This window comes from Streptomyces sp. NPDC032198, from assembly GCF_040636975.1.
Classification (GTDB): Bacteria; Actinomycetota; Actinomycetes; order Streptomycetales; family Streptomycetaceae; genus Streptomyces.
The window spans coordinates 115,127-129,681 of sequence record NZ_JBEZVL010000008.1; the positions used below are offsets into that span (position 1 = coordinate 115,127).

Consider the following 14,555-nt stretch of genomic DNA (forward strand, 5'->3'; position numbering starts at 1 on the left):
CGCCTGGTGGCGGGCGGCCCGCAGGGGAGTGGGTTCAGCTCGCGGGTTCGATCCAGACGTTGCGGAAGCGGACCTTGTTGCCGTGGTCCTGGAGCCTGATCGCGCCAGCCGCCGCGGATTCGGCGTCGCCTGCTCCGGTCGGGCCGTCGACGGCCACGTTGTCGTGGACCTTCTTGCCGTTCCAGATCACGGTGATCCTGGCGTCCTCGGTCTTCTTTCCGTCCGCGTCGAAGCGGGCGGCGCGGAAGGTGATGTCGTAGGTCTGCCAAGTCTCGGGCGCTGTCGAGGCGTTGAGGTCGGCGGCCTTCTTGGTGTAGATGGAGGCGGCCTCGTTCGCGGCGAGCTTCTGCACTCCGTATGAGTCCAGGATCTGGACCTCGTACCGCTCCTGGAGGTAGATCCCGCTGTTGCCGCGGTCCTGCCCGGTGACGTCGTCCGGCAGTTTGGGCACCCGGAACTCGGCGTGCAGCTTGAAGTCGCCGTAGGCCTGCTTGGTGCGGATGTCCCCGCAGCACACCTCGATCGACTTGTCGGCTGTGTGCGGCCACTCGACGCTGCGGCCGTCGGTGTGCTGCCAGGCCGAGGAGACGCTGCCGCCGGAGAAGAGGTCGATGCGGCCGCCGGGGCGGCGCACGTCGATCGCGTCGAGGTTGACGTGGCCGGTGTCCTCGGGCCGGTAGGTGTACTTGATGGTGTTGCGGCCCTTGCGCAGATCGAGCTTCTCGGTCTTGGTGGACCAGCGCTTCCACGTCTCGGTCGAGGGAAGGCTCGTCTGCCGCGCCGCCCCGCCGTTCACGCTGACACCCAGGGTCTTGGTGCCGGCGGACGGGTTGGGGCCGTTGGAGTAGCGCAGGCCCACGGCGTAGGTGCCCTTGGCCGGGACCTGGACGTCGAAGGTGGCAGAGGCGCCGGGTTCGCTCATGCCGTCGACGAAGCCGCCGCCGGTGAATCCGGCGTGCTCGGTGTCGATGTCGGCGCCGCCGGACAGCCGCGCCGACTCGGCGTCGTAGGTGGTGACCGGGTCGGTGTGGCCGGGGCGGGCGTTGAGGGTGTACCAGGCCTCGGTGGACCACAGCTGCTCGTCGTCGGCCGAGGAGAACGGGCGCGGCGAGCGTACGTGCACCACCCGGTCGCTCTTGAGACCGGGGATGGTCAGGTGCACGGTCCGGCGGTCGTCGGAGATGCGGGCGTCGGGGACGGGCAGGGATTCCTCGTCGACCTTGGGGCCGCCGTAGGCGGGGGTGGGGGCGTAGCGCCACTGCTCGACGGAGTAGGCCCCGCTGGTCAGCTTCTCGACCGTCTTGTCCGACAGCGGCTTGGTGTAGGTGAGCTTGAAGCCGTCGCTGGTGGCGCGCATGGTCTTGATGTCGAAGGCGGTCTTGCCGTTCGGGGTGAGCTTCTGCAGCCCGAAGCGGAGTTTGCCTTCCTGGCCCCAGTTGCCGTCCGCACCGAGCCCGCCCGTGTAGATCGCCCCGTCGGGCCCGGTGGAGATGCGGGTGATGCCCGACTCCAGACCCTGGGTGTGGCGGAACACCGCGCCCTGGAACTCGCCGTTGACCTTCTCCAGGTCGGCGCGCTGCAGACCGCCGTAGGTGACGTCGCCGAACATCAGCTGCCCGGCGAAGGTCCCCTTCTTGACCGTCATGGGGGTGCTGGGGGAGTTGGCTATCTCGTTCTGCGGCAGCCACAGCACCGGCTTGGTGACGCTCTCGTCGTCGAACGGGCCCTCAGGGTTGGTGTAGTGGTTGAAGAACCGGTCCTGCTTGACGTGCACCAGCTTCGAGGCGGGCAGCCAGCCGCCCTGGTTGTCGGTGACGAACAGTTCGTTGTCCGGACCGCGTCCGATGCCGTTGGGAGTGCGCAGCCCGCCCGCCAGGTAACTGACCTTGCCGCTCTTCTTGTTCACCTTGATGGTGGTGCCGCGATTCGCTGCGGGCTGTGGATCAGTCGTCGCGCCGCCGTAGTTGATGGCGACGGACAGGTTCAGATAGAAGTCACCCTTGTCGTAGAGCAGCCCGAAGGCGAACTCGTGGAAGTTCCCGCCGTACGGCCACTCGGCGATCTTCCGGATCTCGCCCGCGTCGTTGTTCCCGTCGAGGTCGGCGAGTTCGGTCAGCTGGTGCTTCTCCGAGACATACAGCTTCCCGTCCACATATTTGATCCCCATCGGCTCCTTGAGCCCGTCGGCGATCTTCTCGTACGTGACCTTGTCCGGGCCCGTGTCGCCGGTGACGTTGTCCAGGACGTACACCGCGCCCTTGGTCTCCTGGCTGCCGCCCCAGGTGGTCACCGCGAGCCGGCCGTCGGGCAGCCAGTCCATCGCGGACACCTGTGGCTCGAATCCCTTGGGGCGCAGGTCGGTCAGCGTGTAGCCGGGGTTGACCGACTTCAGCGGGAGGCCGTCGCCGGGCGTGTCGTAGCTGCCCTCGCACTCCTTGCGGCCCGGCGCGGTGACGCGTACGACGTCGGCGTCGGTGCTGAGCACGGAGTTGGGCACGAGGGTGAAGGCGTCGGCGCCCGGGGGCTTCCACTGCAGGGTGACCTGCTGGTCGTTGCCGCGGTCGAAGTGGTCGATGCGCAGGGGGTGGTAGCCCGGGTCGAGCGTGATCTCGCCGTCCTTGGGCTCGGCCCCGTGCAGTCCGTCGTGATCGATGACCTTCTTGTCGCCGATGAACAGGCGGGAGCCGTCGTCGCTGATCAGACGGAAGGTGTACGCGCCGTTGGCGGGCACGTTGATGTTGCCGATGATCTGCGACACGAAGTTGTCGGTGAACCCGAAGCCGTCGGTGGACGACCAGTCGATGGTGGGGATCAGCTTGTCGACGTTGGGGGTCTGGGCGGGCTTGAGGTCGCAGAGCTTGCTGAGCGGGGACTGGATGTCGAAGACCCGCAGCGTGACGCCGGGTTCCTGCGGCGGCAGGTCGGCGAAGGGCTTCTCCTTGGCCCCGGCGGCGGGAGTGGTGAGGGCGCCGCCGGCGAGCAGCACCCCGAGGAGTACTCCGAGGGTCCTGCGCGGTCTCAGGCGCGTACGTGGGCGGATGCGGTGTGGGCGCGGGGGGTGGCGGTGCTCGTGTGGCGTCACTCTGTCTCCTGCTGGGCGCTGCGAGGCGGCCCGGGCCGCCTCGGCCCGCGTCCGCGGAGTGGAGGTGATGCACGTACCGGTGGTGCGGGCAGCGGCATTTGGCCGCGCCTTGCGCAGACTTCCGTACGAGAGCGACGCCCAGCGTACGAACAGCGCCGCACATCGTCCATACTTTGTCCTCAACAAGGAGGAACTGGCGGGGAGTTGACCCGTCGGCAATTCGGTTTCAACTCCTTGCGAACGGCTGCCCCCGTGAGTGGTACAGCTGGCCCAAGGATCTGCGGCAGAACCCGGACATCGACATCCTCGCCTCCGTCGACCCCAGCAGCTTCCCGCGGGGCACGGATCCCGATTGCTGTATGCCAACTTCGGCCACAACGCGATGAATTACTCGCGGAGCCGTCCGGTAGGGGCTTCGGCTTCCTTCTGCACGTGCAGTGCACGCATCCCTGTCTCTGATTCGCCGTTCGTTCCGTCTGGCTGCTTGCCCCTTTCTAGAGGTGTCTCTAGATTTAGAGAGCTCTCTAATATTCGGAGGTGGGGCGGGGATGTCGGGAGATGGCGAGGGACTGCGGGAGGGACTGCGCGAGCGGCACAAGGCGCGGCGGCGGTCGCGGATCGTGGACGCGGTGCGTGAACTCCTGCGGGAGAGCCCGGAGTCGGCGGTCAGCGTCGAGCGGATCGCCGAGCGCGCCGGGGTCGCCCCGGCGACCGTGTACAACCTGATCGGGCCGCGCGAGAGGATCTGGGAGGCGCTCGCGGCCGGGTTCATGGAGGAGCTGGAGCGCCGCCTGGCGGGGCCGGAGGCCGGTGACCCGCACGTGGTCGTCCGTACGACGGTGCAGCTGTTCGTGGGCGATCCGGTGGTGTCGCGTCACATGGTGCGCGCGTGGGACGAGAGCGGTCTCGTACTCGACCGCAGTCCGCTCACCCGGCTCGCTGAGGCCATGGCGCAGGCACGGACGCAGGGCCTGCTGCGTGCGGATATCGACCTTGACGCGTTGGCCGCCGTGGTCGGCGCCGCGTGTGTGGGCGCGCTGCATCAGTGGGTGGCCGCCCTCATCGATGAGGACCGGTTCCTCTCGCGCGCGCTGTTCGCGCTGGACGTCGCGCTGGCCGCGGCAGCTTCGGATCCCTGCCGCGAGGAACTGGTGGCGCCGCTGCGATCCCGGGACACGGGGTGACGGCGGGGGCACGGCCGAGGCCTCGAAGCTTCGTGGGCGGCGGCGGGATCGTACTGGCGGCGGACGTGTGGGGTGAAGCGTCCGGCCCGCCGGTGCTCCTGCTGCACGGCGGTGGCCAGACGCGGCACGCCTGGGGTCGGACCGGTCCGCGACTGGCCGCGTTGGGGTGGCGGGTGATCGCCCCGGATCTACGCGGGCACGGGGAGAGTGGTTGGTCTGCCGACGGTGACTACGACCTGGGTCTGTTCGCGCAGGACGTGAGGGCGCTGGTTGCCGAACTCGGCGGCCGGCCGGTGCTCGTCGGTGCCTCGCTCGGTGGCCTGAGCGCGTTGCTCGCTGCCGGGGAAGCGCCCAGGGCGGCGGCTCGTGCCCTGGTGCTCGTCGATGTCGCCCATCGGCCCGATCCCCGCGGGTTCCGCCGAATCGCGGAGTTCATGCGCCGCGCCCCGGAGGGATTTGCCAGCGTGGAGGAGGCGGCTGCGGCGGTCTGCGCCTATCTGCCGCAGCGCTCGCGTCCGGAGGGCCCGGCGGAGATGGGGAACAACTTGCGACGCCGGGGCGACCGGTGGGTCTGGCACTGGGACCCGCGGATGCTGGACAGCTTCGAGGGCCGGATGGACCCGCCGGGCATGGCGGAGCGCCTTCTGTCCGCCGGACGTCACGCCGACGTCCCCGTCCTCCTTGTCCGCGGCCAGGTCAGTGACGTGGTGCGCGAAGACATCGCCGAGCAGTTCTGTGCCCGGGTTCCGGGAGCGCGACGCGTGGAGGTGGCAGGGGCGGGACACATGGTGGCCGGCGACCGAAACGACCACTTCCTCGACGCGATCGTCCCGTTCCTGGACGGGCTCGGGTGAGCGGGGATCGGGCCGGGGCGGGTGGGCAGGCGCGCGCGGGGCGCTACCGGCGGCGGTTGTGGTTGCGGCAGGAGGTCACGGCGCGGCCGGGAGGTCACGCTTCGGTTCGGGGCGGGCCACCGATTGCCGCAGCGGCAGGGTCCGCGCCACCGCCCTGGCCCCGCCCGCCGAAACGTGCCGCAACCGCCTGTTCCAGGGACAGGCCGCTCGGTTCGTTCTCCGGTTCGAGGAAAGCGTGGATCACGGCGAGGGTGACCGTGCCGGTCAGGGAGCGGCGGCGGGCGTCGTCGACGACGCCGGATGCCGGGTCGCCGAGGGCGCGCAGCGTGACGCCGTCGTTGGCGGCGGACAGCGCGTTGGCCAGGTCGTCGAGGGTGAGCCCCTGGCGCAGGCGCAGACCGCGCTCCCGCAGGACGGCGGCGTACAGCTGCTTCCATGAGCCCAGGTAGTCCGCGTAGATGCCGGAGGCGATCCGCGCGATCTCCTCGTCGGCGTCGGCCACCGTCATCAGGGCGAGGCCCAGCCGCACGGAGGGCATGTCCATGCCGTCCGTGGTGTGCCGGTGGGCGATGTCGTGGACGGCGCGCACGAACTCGCGCCCGTCACGCCCGTGCACGAGCCGTCTGGTGTTCGCGGCACGCTGTGTGCGGAACCCCGGGCGGTAGTTCTCCTTCCACATCGCGAAGTTGATCAGATCGACGATGAAATTCGAGTATGGCGTCCAACGGTCCCGCAGCAGCCCCGCGCCGTCGCCGTGGCGGTCGAACGGCTCGGGGTTGGCGCCGAACGCATCGCCCACGCAGCGCTGCGACAACGGGCCGAGAAGCAGGCTCTTGCTCGTGACCGGCCGCTCGGCGCACGGCCCGAAGTGTTGCTCCAGCAGCCGCATCCCTGCGGCCAGGAGCGACGCCGTCACACGGTGGTTGGCGAGCCGGGCGCGGCCCCAGACGGTACGGCGGTTCAGGCGCGGCAGGATGCCTGACAGGTCCTGGTTGTAGGGGAAGGGCAGGTCCCGCTTCCTGCGGTGCGAGCGCGGCTCGCGCATGTCGTTCAGGTCATCGCTGTCGTCCCGGTCCCAGTTCTCCATGCGCGCATGCTCTCCACCGCGGATGCGGCCAACAACCCCTCAGGCGCGTGGAGGTGACGGGGAGCCATGAGCGCCCCCGATCCCGCGGAGGAACTCCACGCTCCTGCGGGGCATCGAACCGCGGGCCCACGGCAGTACACCAGGCAGCTCACCCCCCTCTTCGTGGAAGGACGGTCAAGATGCTCACCTCCAGTACCGGCTGCCTCGCCCTGTGGCTCATGGCCTGCGCCGCCGCGAGCCGCGCCCTGACCCGGCTGCTCATCGGCCTGCTCGCCGCACACGCCACCCGCAAAGCCCTCAGCCAGCCGGACACGCCCCGGGATGAGCCGGAGGCGGCGGAACGGCTCCGCACCCACCGCCTCGCGGTCCTGCGCACCCTCCTGAACGGCCTCAAGGCTCTCGGCCCCACGCACAGGCTTCGCCGGGGGGAATGAGTAAGGGGCACATCGAGTGATCTACGACCAATCTCTGAAGCTAAACCTCAGCTTCAGTGTTGCCCGTATCCGCACCCGCACTCGCATCCCCATCCTCATCCCCATTCGCATTCGCACCGAGCATGGCGACGATCCGCCCGAAGCGGGAAGTCATCGCCGCGGCGGTCTGCTCGGGGTGGTGGCGCCACCAGGCGACCGCGGCGCTCACCGTCCCGTACCAGAGGTGCGTGGCGAGGTCGGCGTCGAGCGGGTCGGTGGCCGGGGTGGAGTGGAGGAACTCGGCGACTCCGACTGCTCCCAGGCGGTTGAGCTCGCGCCGGTGGACCATGGCCGCGGTGTGGAGGCCGCCCCCGGCCGGCAGGGTCGAGTCGTAGACCAGTTCCCAGTCGTGCAGCCGTGACTCCAATGCGTGGAAGACAGCCGTGAGGGTGCGTGCCGCGCGCGTGAGGTCGGACGGGCCCGCCTGCGCGCCCCGCACGGCATCGACCAGGCGGGTGCCGGCCTGCTCCAGGCAGGTCAGGTAGAGGCCGTCCTTGGATCCGAAGTACTCGTAGATCATGGGCTTCGTGATGCCGGCCCGTGCCGCCACCTCTGCCGTCGACCCGCGCGCGTAGCCCTTCTTGCCGAACTCGTCGGCCGCCGCCTCCAGGATTAGCCGCTCCCGGTCTTTACGGGGCATTCCCTTCGTGCCGACGCCGCGAGCGGCGGCCTTCTCCTGCTTGCTCATGACCTCACCCTATGCCAAGGTGACCGCCAGGTAACTTACCCTGCGTTCAGATGGGTGGTGCGGGCCATGAGGGGCAAGACGCGGTCGTGGTGGGGCTGGGGAAACGTCGAGGACGCGGTGGCCGGGGCGGAGCGCGAGGAGCTCACCCGCCGGACGGCGGCGCTGCTGCCGAAGGCCGATCTGACCGTCCATGAGGCACCTCCGGTCGAGGCGTTCGGCGTGGGCGCCAGCAGGATCGAGGCGCCCGAGACCCTCGCCGCGATCGCCTCCGTGGATGTGCGCGACCGCCTGGCGCACAGTCACGGGCAGGCCTTCCGGGACGTCGTACGGGCGCTGCTGGGCACGTTGTCCCATCTGCCCGACCTCGTCGTACGCCCGGCCTCCGAGCGCCAGGTCATCGACGTACTGGAGTGGTGCCACGACGCCGGCATCGCGGTCATCCCCTTTGGTGGCGGCTCCTCGGTCGTCGGCGGTGTCGAACCCCGCGTGGGGGATCAGTACGCCGGAGTGGTCAGCCTCGACCTCACGTCGATGGACCAGGTGCTCGAGGTCGATGCCACCAGCCGGGCCGCCCTCGTCCAGGCCGGCGTCCTGGGCCCGCACCTGGAGGAGCAGCTGCGGCCCAGGGGATACACACTGAGGTTCTTCCCCCAGTCCTTCGAGTTCTCCAGCCTCGGCGGCTGGCTGGCCACCCGGGCCGGCGGCCACTTCGCCACGCACCTCACCCACATCGACGACCTCACCGAATCACTGCGGGTCGTCACCCCCGCCGGAGTCGTCGAGTCGCGCCGCCTGCCCGGCTCGGGTGCCGGCCCGTCACCCGACCGCATGTTCCTCGGCTCCGAAGGCTCGCTCGGTGTCATCACCCAGGCCTGGGTCCGCCTCCAGGACCGGCCCCGGTGGCGGGCCGGAGCCTCGGTCGGCTTCGCCCACTACGACGCGGGCGTCCAAGCGGTGCGCGCCCTCTCCCAGTCCGGCCTGAACCCGGCCAACTGCCGCCTGCTCGACCCTATGGAAGCCCTGATCAACGCGGGGTCCGCGACCGCCGTCCTGGTCCTCGGCTTCGAATCCGCGGACCACCCCGTCACCGCCTGGATGGAACGCGCGCTGGAGTTGTGCCGCGACCACGGAGGCACCCTGGCCGAGGCGCCGCGCCACACCGACAGTTCCGGCGGGGCCGCGCGCACCGCGGCCGCCGACACCTGGCGCTCCGCGTTCGTGCGCATGCCCTATCAGCGGGACGCCCTGGCCGCGCAGGGCATGATCGTGGAAACGTTCGAGACGGCCTGCACCTGGGACCGGTTCGACGCCCTGCGCGGAGCCGTGGACGACGCCGCGCAGGACGCCCTGCGCCAGGTCGGCGCCGAGGGTGTCGTGACATGCCGGTTCACGCACGTCTATCCGGACGGTCCCGCACCGTACTTCGGCATCTACGCGGCGGGGCGGTGGGGCAGGACCGTGGAGCAGTGGGACGAGATCAAGCAGGCCGTCTCCCAGGCGCTCATCGCCACGGGCGCCACCATCACCCACCACCACGCGGTGGGCCGCGACCACCGGCCCTGGTACGACCAGCAGCGCCCCGACCTCTTCGCCGCCGCCCTGCAGGCCGGAAAAAGGGTGCTCGACCCGGCCGGGATCCTCAACCCGGGCGTGGTCATCGACTCCTTGCGTGCTGCCTGACGCGGGCGGCCCCCACCTCGGGGCAGATCACTCCATAAGCCCGGCACCCACGGACGCGGCCGTCCCGCTCGGGTCCTGGTACACCCGGTCAAGTGCCAGGTAGGCGCCGCCGCGTGCCGCGGCGCTGAAGCCCAGCGACGACAGCATGATCTCGCAGCCGCCCGCTTCGGGGGCCATGACGCGGGCGGAGAACTCGGCGCGTACGCGGTCGATGAGGTAGTCGCCGAAGTGGGTGAAGTAGCCGCCCAGGACGACCGCCCGGGGGTTGAGCACATCGGCGAGGAGCGCCACTCCCAGTGCCAGGCCGTCGGCGATCCGCTCCAGTGCGGCGAGGGTGGCGGCGTCGCCCGTGTCGGCGCGCCGGCGCAGCTTCGTCAGTCGCTGTTCCAGGTCGACGGTGGGGTCGTGGACCGGGTCGTGCGGCGGTGCGGCCTGGCGGAGCAGGGCCGTCAGGCCGACCAGGGTCTCCCAGCAGCCGACCCGGCCGCAGGCGCAGGGCAACCCGCCCGGGTCCAGGGGCATGTGGCCGATCTCGCCGGCGAATCCGGCCGACCCTTGCAGCAGTCGGCCGTCGGAGATGATGCCGCCGCCGACGCCCGTCTCGCCGGTCACGTAGATCAGGTCGTGGATGTCGGCCGACGCGGCGACGAGATACTCGGCGATGGCGCCCAGCTTGGCGTCGTTCTCCAGGCCGATCGGCGGCGCTCCAGGGCCCAGCCGGGCGCGCAGTCCTTCGGTGACGGCGACGTCCTGCCAGCCGATGTTGGGGGCGTAGGAGACCACGCCGGAACCGGTCTTGATCACGCCGGGGGCGGCGACGGTCACCGCCACCGGGGTCACGCCCTGCGCGATCAGGGTCGTGCGCGCCTCACCGATGGCCTGTGCCATCTGGTCGAGTACGGCGGCCGGTTCGGTGCCCCGGGTGTCCAGCGGAGTGCGGTGCCGGAGGACGATCTCGCCGCGCAGGTCGATGGCGATCAGGCTCAGATAGGCGACGTTGATCTCGACGCCGATGCCGCAGACAGTGCGGCCGTCGATCTCGACGGTGCGGCTGGGGCGGCCGACGGAACCGTGGCGTTCCGTCTCGCCTTCGCGCACCAGACCGCTCTCCATCAGCTCGGCGACCAGGTTGGTGATGGTGGCCTTGGGCAGGCCGGTCTCGGCGGCGATCCGGGTGCGGGGCCGTGGTCCGGCATCACGCAGCAGGCGCAGCACCAGGCTGAGGTTGGACCGGCGCAACGAGGCACGGTCGCCGGCTCGGGGTGCCCCCGCCCTGCCCAAGTCGCGTACGCCTGCGCCGCGTAGGTCTGCCTTCACCGGGTCCGCTCCTTGGTCCGTGCTGATGCTGATCGTCGCGTATCGCGGATGCCCGTCAAATTACGTGGTGGCCGGGGCGCGGGGGAGTGGGGGTGAGGCCGGAGTACCGGATTTGTTGTCGTGAACCTGTTGACGAGGGTGCCTTTATTTTGGATCCTAGCCGAACTAATTACGGCTGGGGGCGCGTCAGCCGTGTTCGGCAAGGGGGCCCGCACAGATGGACACCGGCACGGAGCAGGGCCCGGCGAGGGCCCGGGCCGCTCGGCGAGCGCGATATCACCTGCGGTTCCAACTGCGGCCCGGCGACGACCTCGCGGACCGTGCCCGCGCCCTGGCGAAGGTGTGCGGCGAGAACGGGGTGGAGGAGGTGGTGCTGTTGCTGGGTGCCGAGCAGCAGTACACCGGGCACCTCGCCGGAGCGGACGAGGCGCGCTGGTTCGCGGCCGCGGGCGAGGCCCGTGATGTGCTGAGCGCGGCCGGTCTGGACGTCAGCCTCAACCCCTGGGTCACCGTCGGCCACGCGGACCGGGGCCGGGCCGGCACGTTCGACTTCGCGCCCATGGTCTCGCCCACGGGCCAAGTCGCCGCCGCCCAGGCGTCCTTCGCCTGCCCCACGTGGCGGCGCTGGCTCTACGCGCACTACGGGCTCGCCGCCGAGCTGGGCTTCCGGGTGCTGTGGGTCGAGGACGACTTCCGCTACCACAACCATGCCCCGCTCGACTGGGGTGGCGGATTCGAGCCGCTCATGCTGGAGCGGCTGGCCGCGGTCGTGGGTGAGCCGGTCACCCGGGAGCAGGCGGTCGCCGCCGTCACCGCGCCCGGCCGTCCCCACCCCTGGCGCGCCCTGCTCCAGCAGGTGTGGCGCACCGCCCAGCTGGAGGTTGCCGAAGGCCTGGCGGAGGTGGTGAGCCGGCGCTCCGGCGGCCGCTCCCACCTGGGACTCATGAGCTCGCTGCCCGCGATGCACTCCGTGGAGGGCCGCGACTGGCGGGAGCTGTTCGCCGCGCTGTCCGTGGGGCGCGAGGTGACCCACCGGCCGCACTTCGCCCCGTACTCGGACACCCCCGCCCGTGGCCTCGCCGCCGCGCTCTGGTCCCTTGAGGCGCAGCGCCCGCTCCGCCCGCACGGTACGGCCTGCGAGCCGGAGATCGAGAACTGGCCGCACACCGCGTGGTCGAAATCGGACACCCAGACCTGGTCGGAGATGGTGACCGCCCAACTCTCCGGAGCCGACGCGCTGTTGCTGAACCTCCACCCCACCCATGCCGAGCACGCCGAGAACTTCCCGCGCATCGACCGGCTGCTGCGCCGCTCCCGCCCGGCCCTGGACTGGCTGGCCGCACACCGTACGGGCGAGGGTGAGGGGGTCCCGCTCGGCGTGGGGCTGCCATGGCGGCAGGACACCGCCGCCCGGCTGCCCGCCGAGACGGGCCGGATGCAGGACCTGGTGGCCGACCCCGCGCGGACCGCGGACTTCCTGCTCGGCTACGGAGTGCCGGTCACCGCACAACCGGCCCCGGTCCAGGCCCTGTTCGGCCGCATGGTCCACGCCTTCGACGACGACGAGATGCATGAACTGCTGCGCGGCGGGCTGCTGTTGGACGGCGTGGCCGCACACACCCTGACCCGGCGTGGGTTCGCCGAGCTCCTGGGCGTACGGGCGAGTGAGCTGGTCGGCCGCGAGGACCCGGCGCCGCCAGGACCGTACGCGATCGAGCAGGTCACGGGGGAGTGCGGCACGGACGAGGGTGCGGTCCTGAGCGTCGACGTACAGCCCGCGCTGGCCCGCATGCAGCCGCTGGCGGGCGCCCGCGCCCTCACCCGGATACAGACGCCCGACGGACGTCTCTGGGGCGCGGGCCGGTGTCACTTCGTCAACGCGCTGGGCGGGCGCGTCGCGGTCCTGGCCGCGACGACGCCCGCCGACCTGGCCCGCAGCGACGAAGGCCGCAGCCTGCTCCACACCACGGTCCGCTTCCTGGAGGGCGAAAAGCCCCGCCTCCCCTTGGTGAGCGGCGGCACGCACCTGATCCCGTACGCGACGCGTTCCGCCGGAGGTCACCGGCTCGCGGTGGCCAACGGCAGCGCCGACCCGGCGCACCCCCGCATCCACCTGCCGGGAACCGGCCACGACGTGAGCGCCACCCTGCTCGCACCGCTGGCCGAACCCGCAGAAGCCCGCGTCGAAACGCCTGGCGCCGGGCCGGACTCCGAAGCGGCCACCCCCGGAACGCGGGGCGTCCCCGGAGCCGTCCCCGCCCTGGAACTCAAGACCCCGCTGCCGCACCGAGGTTGGGCGGTCTTCGCATGGTGAACCACCGCCTCGCGGGCGCGCCGCCCGTGAGGTGTCCGGCCCCGAGAGGAGTCCTTGTGTCACTCCGTTCCCGAGCAAGAACCCTGGCCGCCTGCACGGCGGGCGCCGCCGTCCTGCTCGGTGTGGCAGCGCCCGCACCGGCGGCCCCCGACGCGCCCACGTACCAGGTCGCCGTCGGACAGAAGGGCCCGTGGACCCACCCCGACGACACCCCGGCCGCCACCTATATCGACAAGGACGGATCGTTCCACTACCAGTCCGCACACGCTCTGTACGGAGCCAACGACCCGCGCAAGTGGACGTTCTACTCGGGCAAGGACTTCGACGCCGCCACGCGTGATGCCAAGCTGAGCGACGCGGTCAACCCCGCCAACTCCAAGGACCGCAACAACGACACCACCTGGCGGTGCAACAACAGTCCCACCGGCCGCGAGGCCACCTCGGCCCCGGACACCTCCCACTACGCGCAGAAGAACTACTGCGACCTCATGGGCGTGTGGGTCGGCCCGGACACCGGCCACTGGTACGGCCTGGTCCACAACGAATTCACCCCGCAGCCCTTCGGTGACGGACTGCACTACGACGCGATCGACTACGCCGTCTCCAAGGACCAGGGCAGGACCTGGAACATCAAGGACCACGTCCTCACCTCGCCGTACAGCACCAAGCGAGGCGACAACACGGCGTTCCCGCACGACACTTACCACTACGGCAACGGCGACGCGCGCCTGTTCGTGGACACCGCATCCGGCTACTTCTACGTCTACTACAACTCCCGCGTCATCCCCAAGGGCGGCGTCCCGGGCGCATGGACGGACGGCAGCCGGGCCCATGTGGCCCGCGCCCCCATGTCCGCCAAGCTGGCCCCCGGCTCCTGGAAGAAGTGGTACGACGGCGCCTGGTCACAGCCCGGCATCGGCGGCCTGGAGAGCAACATGGAACCGGTCGACGCCGACAACACCACCGGCTACACCCCCGTGGAGCACGACTACGACCCAGCCACCGAAGGCTCCGTGAGGGAACAGCAGGCCGCCGGTGAACTGCCCGCCAAATCGGACCTGTTGACCATGAACATCGCGTACGACGCCTACCTCGGCAAGTACATCGGCCAGCCCGAGGCCCTCGTCCAGGACAGCACCCAACCGCAGCGCTTCTACGCCACCGACGACCTCTCCACCCAGAAGTGGGAGCTGATCGGCGACACCGGCGCCTACCGCTCCGGATCCTGGTACCGCTGGATGCTGGACTCGGTGAACAAGACCGGTTCCACGATCGTCGGCAAGAAGTTCCGCAGCTACTGCTCCTTCCAGTGCTCGGGCGGCACCGACGGCGAGTACTACGACACCACCATCGGGACCAGCAGCCCGGCCGCCCCCGTCGACACCGGCACCGCTTACACCATCAGCAGCGGCGCGGGACGTGTCCTTGCCCAGTCGGCCGGCGGCAGCGCTACGACCTCACGGCCGACCGGCGAGGACTCCCCGCGCAGCCACTGGCGCTTCACCTCCCAGGCCGACGGCTCGTACCGCATCGCCAACGCCGCAACCGGACGGCTCCTGGGCGTCGACTCCACCACCGACGCCGGCCGCGCCTGGGCCGCCAAACCGACCGTGACCGCGGCACCCCAGGCCGGTCCCACCGTCGGCCAGCAGTGGTTCGTCGTCCCCGGCCGGGACGCCCAAGGCCGCGCCACGGACACCGTGCACCTGGTCAACCGCTACAGCGGTCTGGTCATCGGCCTCTCCGACGCCAAGGGCCGGCTGGCCGAGACCACTCCGACCCGTGCCTGGACCGACGCCACCGGCGGCAGCGTCGGCGGAGGCAGGACCGCGGCCGAGCAGACACTGACCCTCAAGCCGGTGGACTGAGCAAGCCG

At 70.8% G+C, this 14,555-nt stretch carries 10 protein-coding genes; 6 read left to right on the forward strand and 4 right to left on the reverse strand.

All coding sequences use genetic code 11. The features are described 5' to 3' along the window. Positions 1 to 34: 34 nt before the first annotated feature. Positions 35 to 2,983, reverse strand: a complete 2,949-nt coding sequence (locus tag AB0E78_RS22155; RefSeq protein WP_361835869.1) for a family 16 glycoside hydrolase — start codon at positions 2,981 to 2,983, stop codon at positions 35 to 37. A gap of 647 nt (positions 2,984 to 3,630) precedes the next feature. Between AB0E78_RS22155 and AB0E78_RS22160 the strand changes: the two genes are divergently transcribed. Together AB0E78_RS22160 and AB0E78_RS22165 are read left to right on the forward strand one after the other, a co-directional pair. Then, the gene (locus AB0E78_RS22160; protein WP_361834999.1) at positions 3,631 to 4,266 is read left to right on the forward strand and encodes a TetR/AcrR family transcriptional regulator; all 636 of its coding nucleotides are present in this window, start codon (positions 3,631 to 3,633) and stop codon (positions 4,264 to 4,266) included. A 92-nt stretch (positions 4,267 to 4,358) separates the two neighbouring features. Next, entirely contained in the window at positions 4,359 to 5,120 is a 762-nt protein-coding gene (locus AB0E78_RS22165) for an alpha/beta hydrolase (RefSeq protein ID WP_361835872.1), read from the forward strand. A 94-nt stretch (positions 5,121 to 5,214) separates the two neighbouring features. Here the strand turns inward: AB0E78_RS22165 and AB0E78_RS22170 are convergent, their stop codons facing one another. After that, positions 5,215 to 6,207, reverse strand: a complete 993-nt coding sequence (locus AB0E78_RS22170) for a hypothetical protein (RefSeq protein WP_361835002.1) — start codon at positions 6,205 to 6,207, stop codon at positions 5,215 to 5,217. Positions 6,208 to 6,386: 179 nt separating this feature from the next. Between AB0E78_RS22170 and AB0E78_RS22175 the strand changes: the two genes are divergently transcribed. Next, positions 6,387 to 6,641, forward strand: a complete 255-nt coding sequence (locus AB0E78_RS22175; RefSeq protein ID WP_361835005.1) for a hypothetical protein — start codon at positions 6,387 to 6,389, stop codon at positions 6,639 to 6,641. A gap of 40 nt (positions 6,642 to 6,681) precedes the next feature. Here the strand turns inward: AB0E78_RS22175 and AB0E78_RS22180 are convergent, their stop codons facing one another. After that, complete coding sequence (locus tag AB0E78_RS22180) at positions 6,682 to 7,368, reverse strand: TetR/AcrR family transcriptional regulator (protein ID WP_361835008.1); 687 nt, start codon at positions 7,366 to 7,368, stop codon at positions 6,682 to 6,684. A gap of 66 nt (positions 7,369 to 7,434) precedes the next feature. Here AB0E78_RS22180 and AB0E78_RS22185 point away from each other — a divergent pair, with 66 nt between their 5' ends. Then, complete coding sequence (locus tag AB0E78_RS22185; RefSeq protein WP_361835010.1) at positions 7,435 to 9,048, forward strand: FAD-binding oxidoreductase; 1,614 nt, start codon at positions 7,435 to 7,437, stop codon at positions 9,046 to 9,048. A 27-nt stretch (positions 9,049 to 9,075) separates the two neighbouring features. On the opposite strand, the gene AB0E78_RS22190 is transcribed toward AB0E78_RS22185, so the two are convergent. Continuing rightward, positions 9,076 to 10,365 (reverse strand): ROK family transcriptional regulator, encoded by a 1,290-nt coding sequence (locus tag AB0E78_RS22190; RefSeq protein WP_361835013.1) that lies wholly within the window; start codon positions 10,363 to 10,365, stop codon positions 9,076 to 9,078. A gap of 217 nt (positions 10,366 to 10,582) precedes the next feature. Here AB0E78_RS22190 and AB0E78_RS22195 point away from each other — a divergent pair, with 217 nt between their 5' ends. Both AB0E78_RS22195 and AB0E78_RS22200 read left to right on the forward strand, forming a co-directional pair. Beyond that, the gene (locus AB0E78_RS22195) at positions 10,583 to 12,679 is read left to right on the forward strand and encodes a hypothetical protein (protein ID WP_361835016.1); all 2,097 of its coding nucleotides are present in this window, start codon (positions 10,583 to 10,585) and stop codon (positions 12,677 to 12,679) included. A gap of 56 nt (positions 12,680 to 12,735) precedes the next feature. Then, the gene (locus tag AB0E78_RS22200; protein WP_361835019.1) at positions 12,736 to 14,547 is read left to right on the forward strand and encodes an RICIN domain-containing protein; all 1,812 of its coding nucleotides are present in this window, start codon (positions 12,736 to 12,738) and stop codon (positions 14,545 to 14,547) included. Positions 14,548 to 14,555: the final 8 nt, after the last annotated feature.

Excerpts from the sequence above, each read along its gene's own strand:
- AB0E78_RS22160 (WP_361834999.1), top strand. The coding sequence starts at position 3,631 with ATGTCGGGAGATGGCGAGGGACTGCGGGAGGGACTGCGCGAGCGGCAC.
- AB0E78_RS22170 (WP_361835002.1), bottom strand. The coding sequence starts at position 6,207 with ATGGAGAACTGGGACCGGGACGACAGCGATGACCTGAACGACATGCGC.
- AB0E78_RS22175 (WP_361835005.1), top strand. The coding sequence starts at position 6,387 with ATGCTCACCTCCAGTACCGGCTGCCTCGCCCTGTGGCTCATGGCCTGC.
- AB0E78_RS22180 (WP_361835008.1), bottom strand. The coding sequence starts at position 7,368 with ATGAGCAAGCAGGAGAAGGCCGCCGCTCGCGGCGTCGGCACGAAGGGA.
- AB0E78_RS22185 (WP_361835010.1), top strand. The coding sequence starts at position 7,435 with ATGAGGGGCAAGACGCGGTCGTGGTGGGGCTGGGGAAACGTCGAGGAC.
- AB0E78_RS22195 (WP_361835016.1), top strand. The coding sequence starts at position 10,583 with ATGGACACCGGCACGGAGCAGGGCCCGGCGAGGGCCCGGGCCGCTCGG.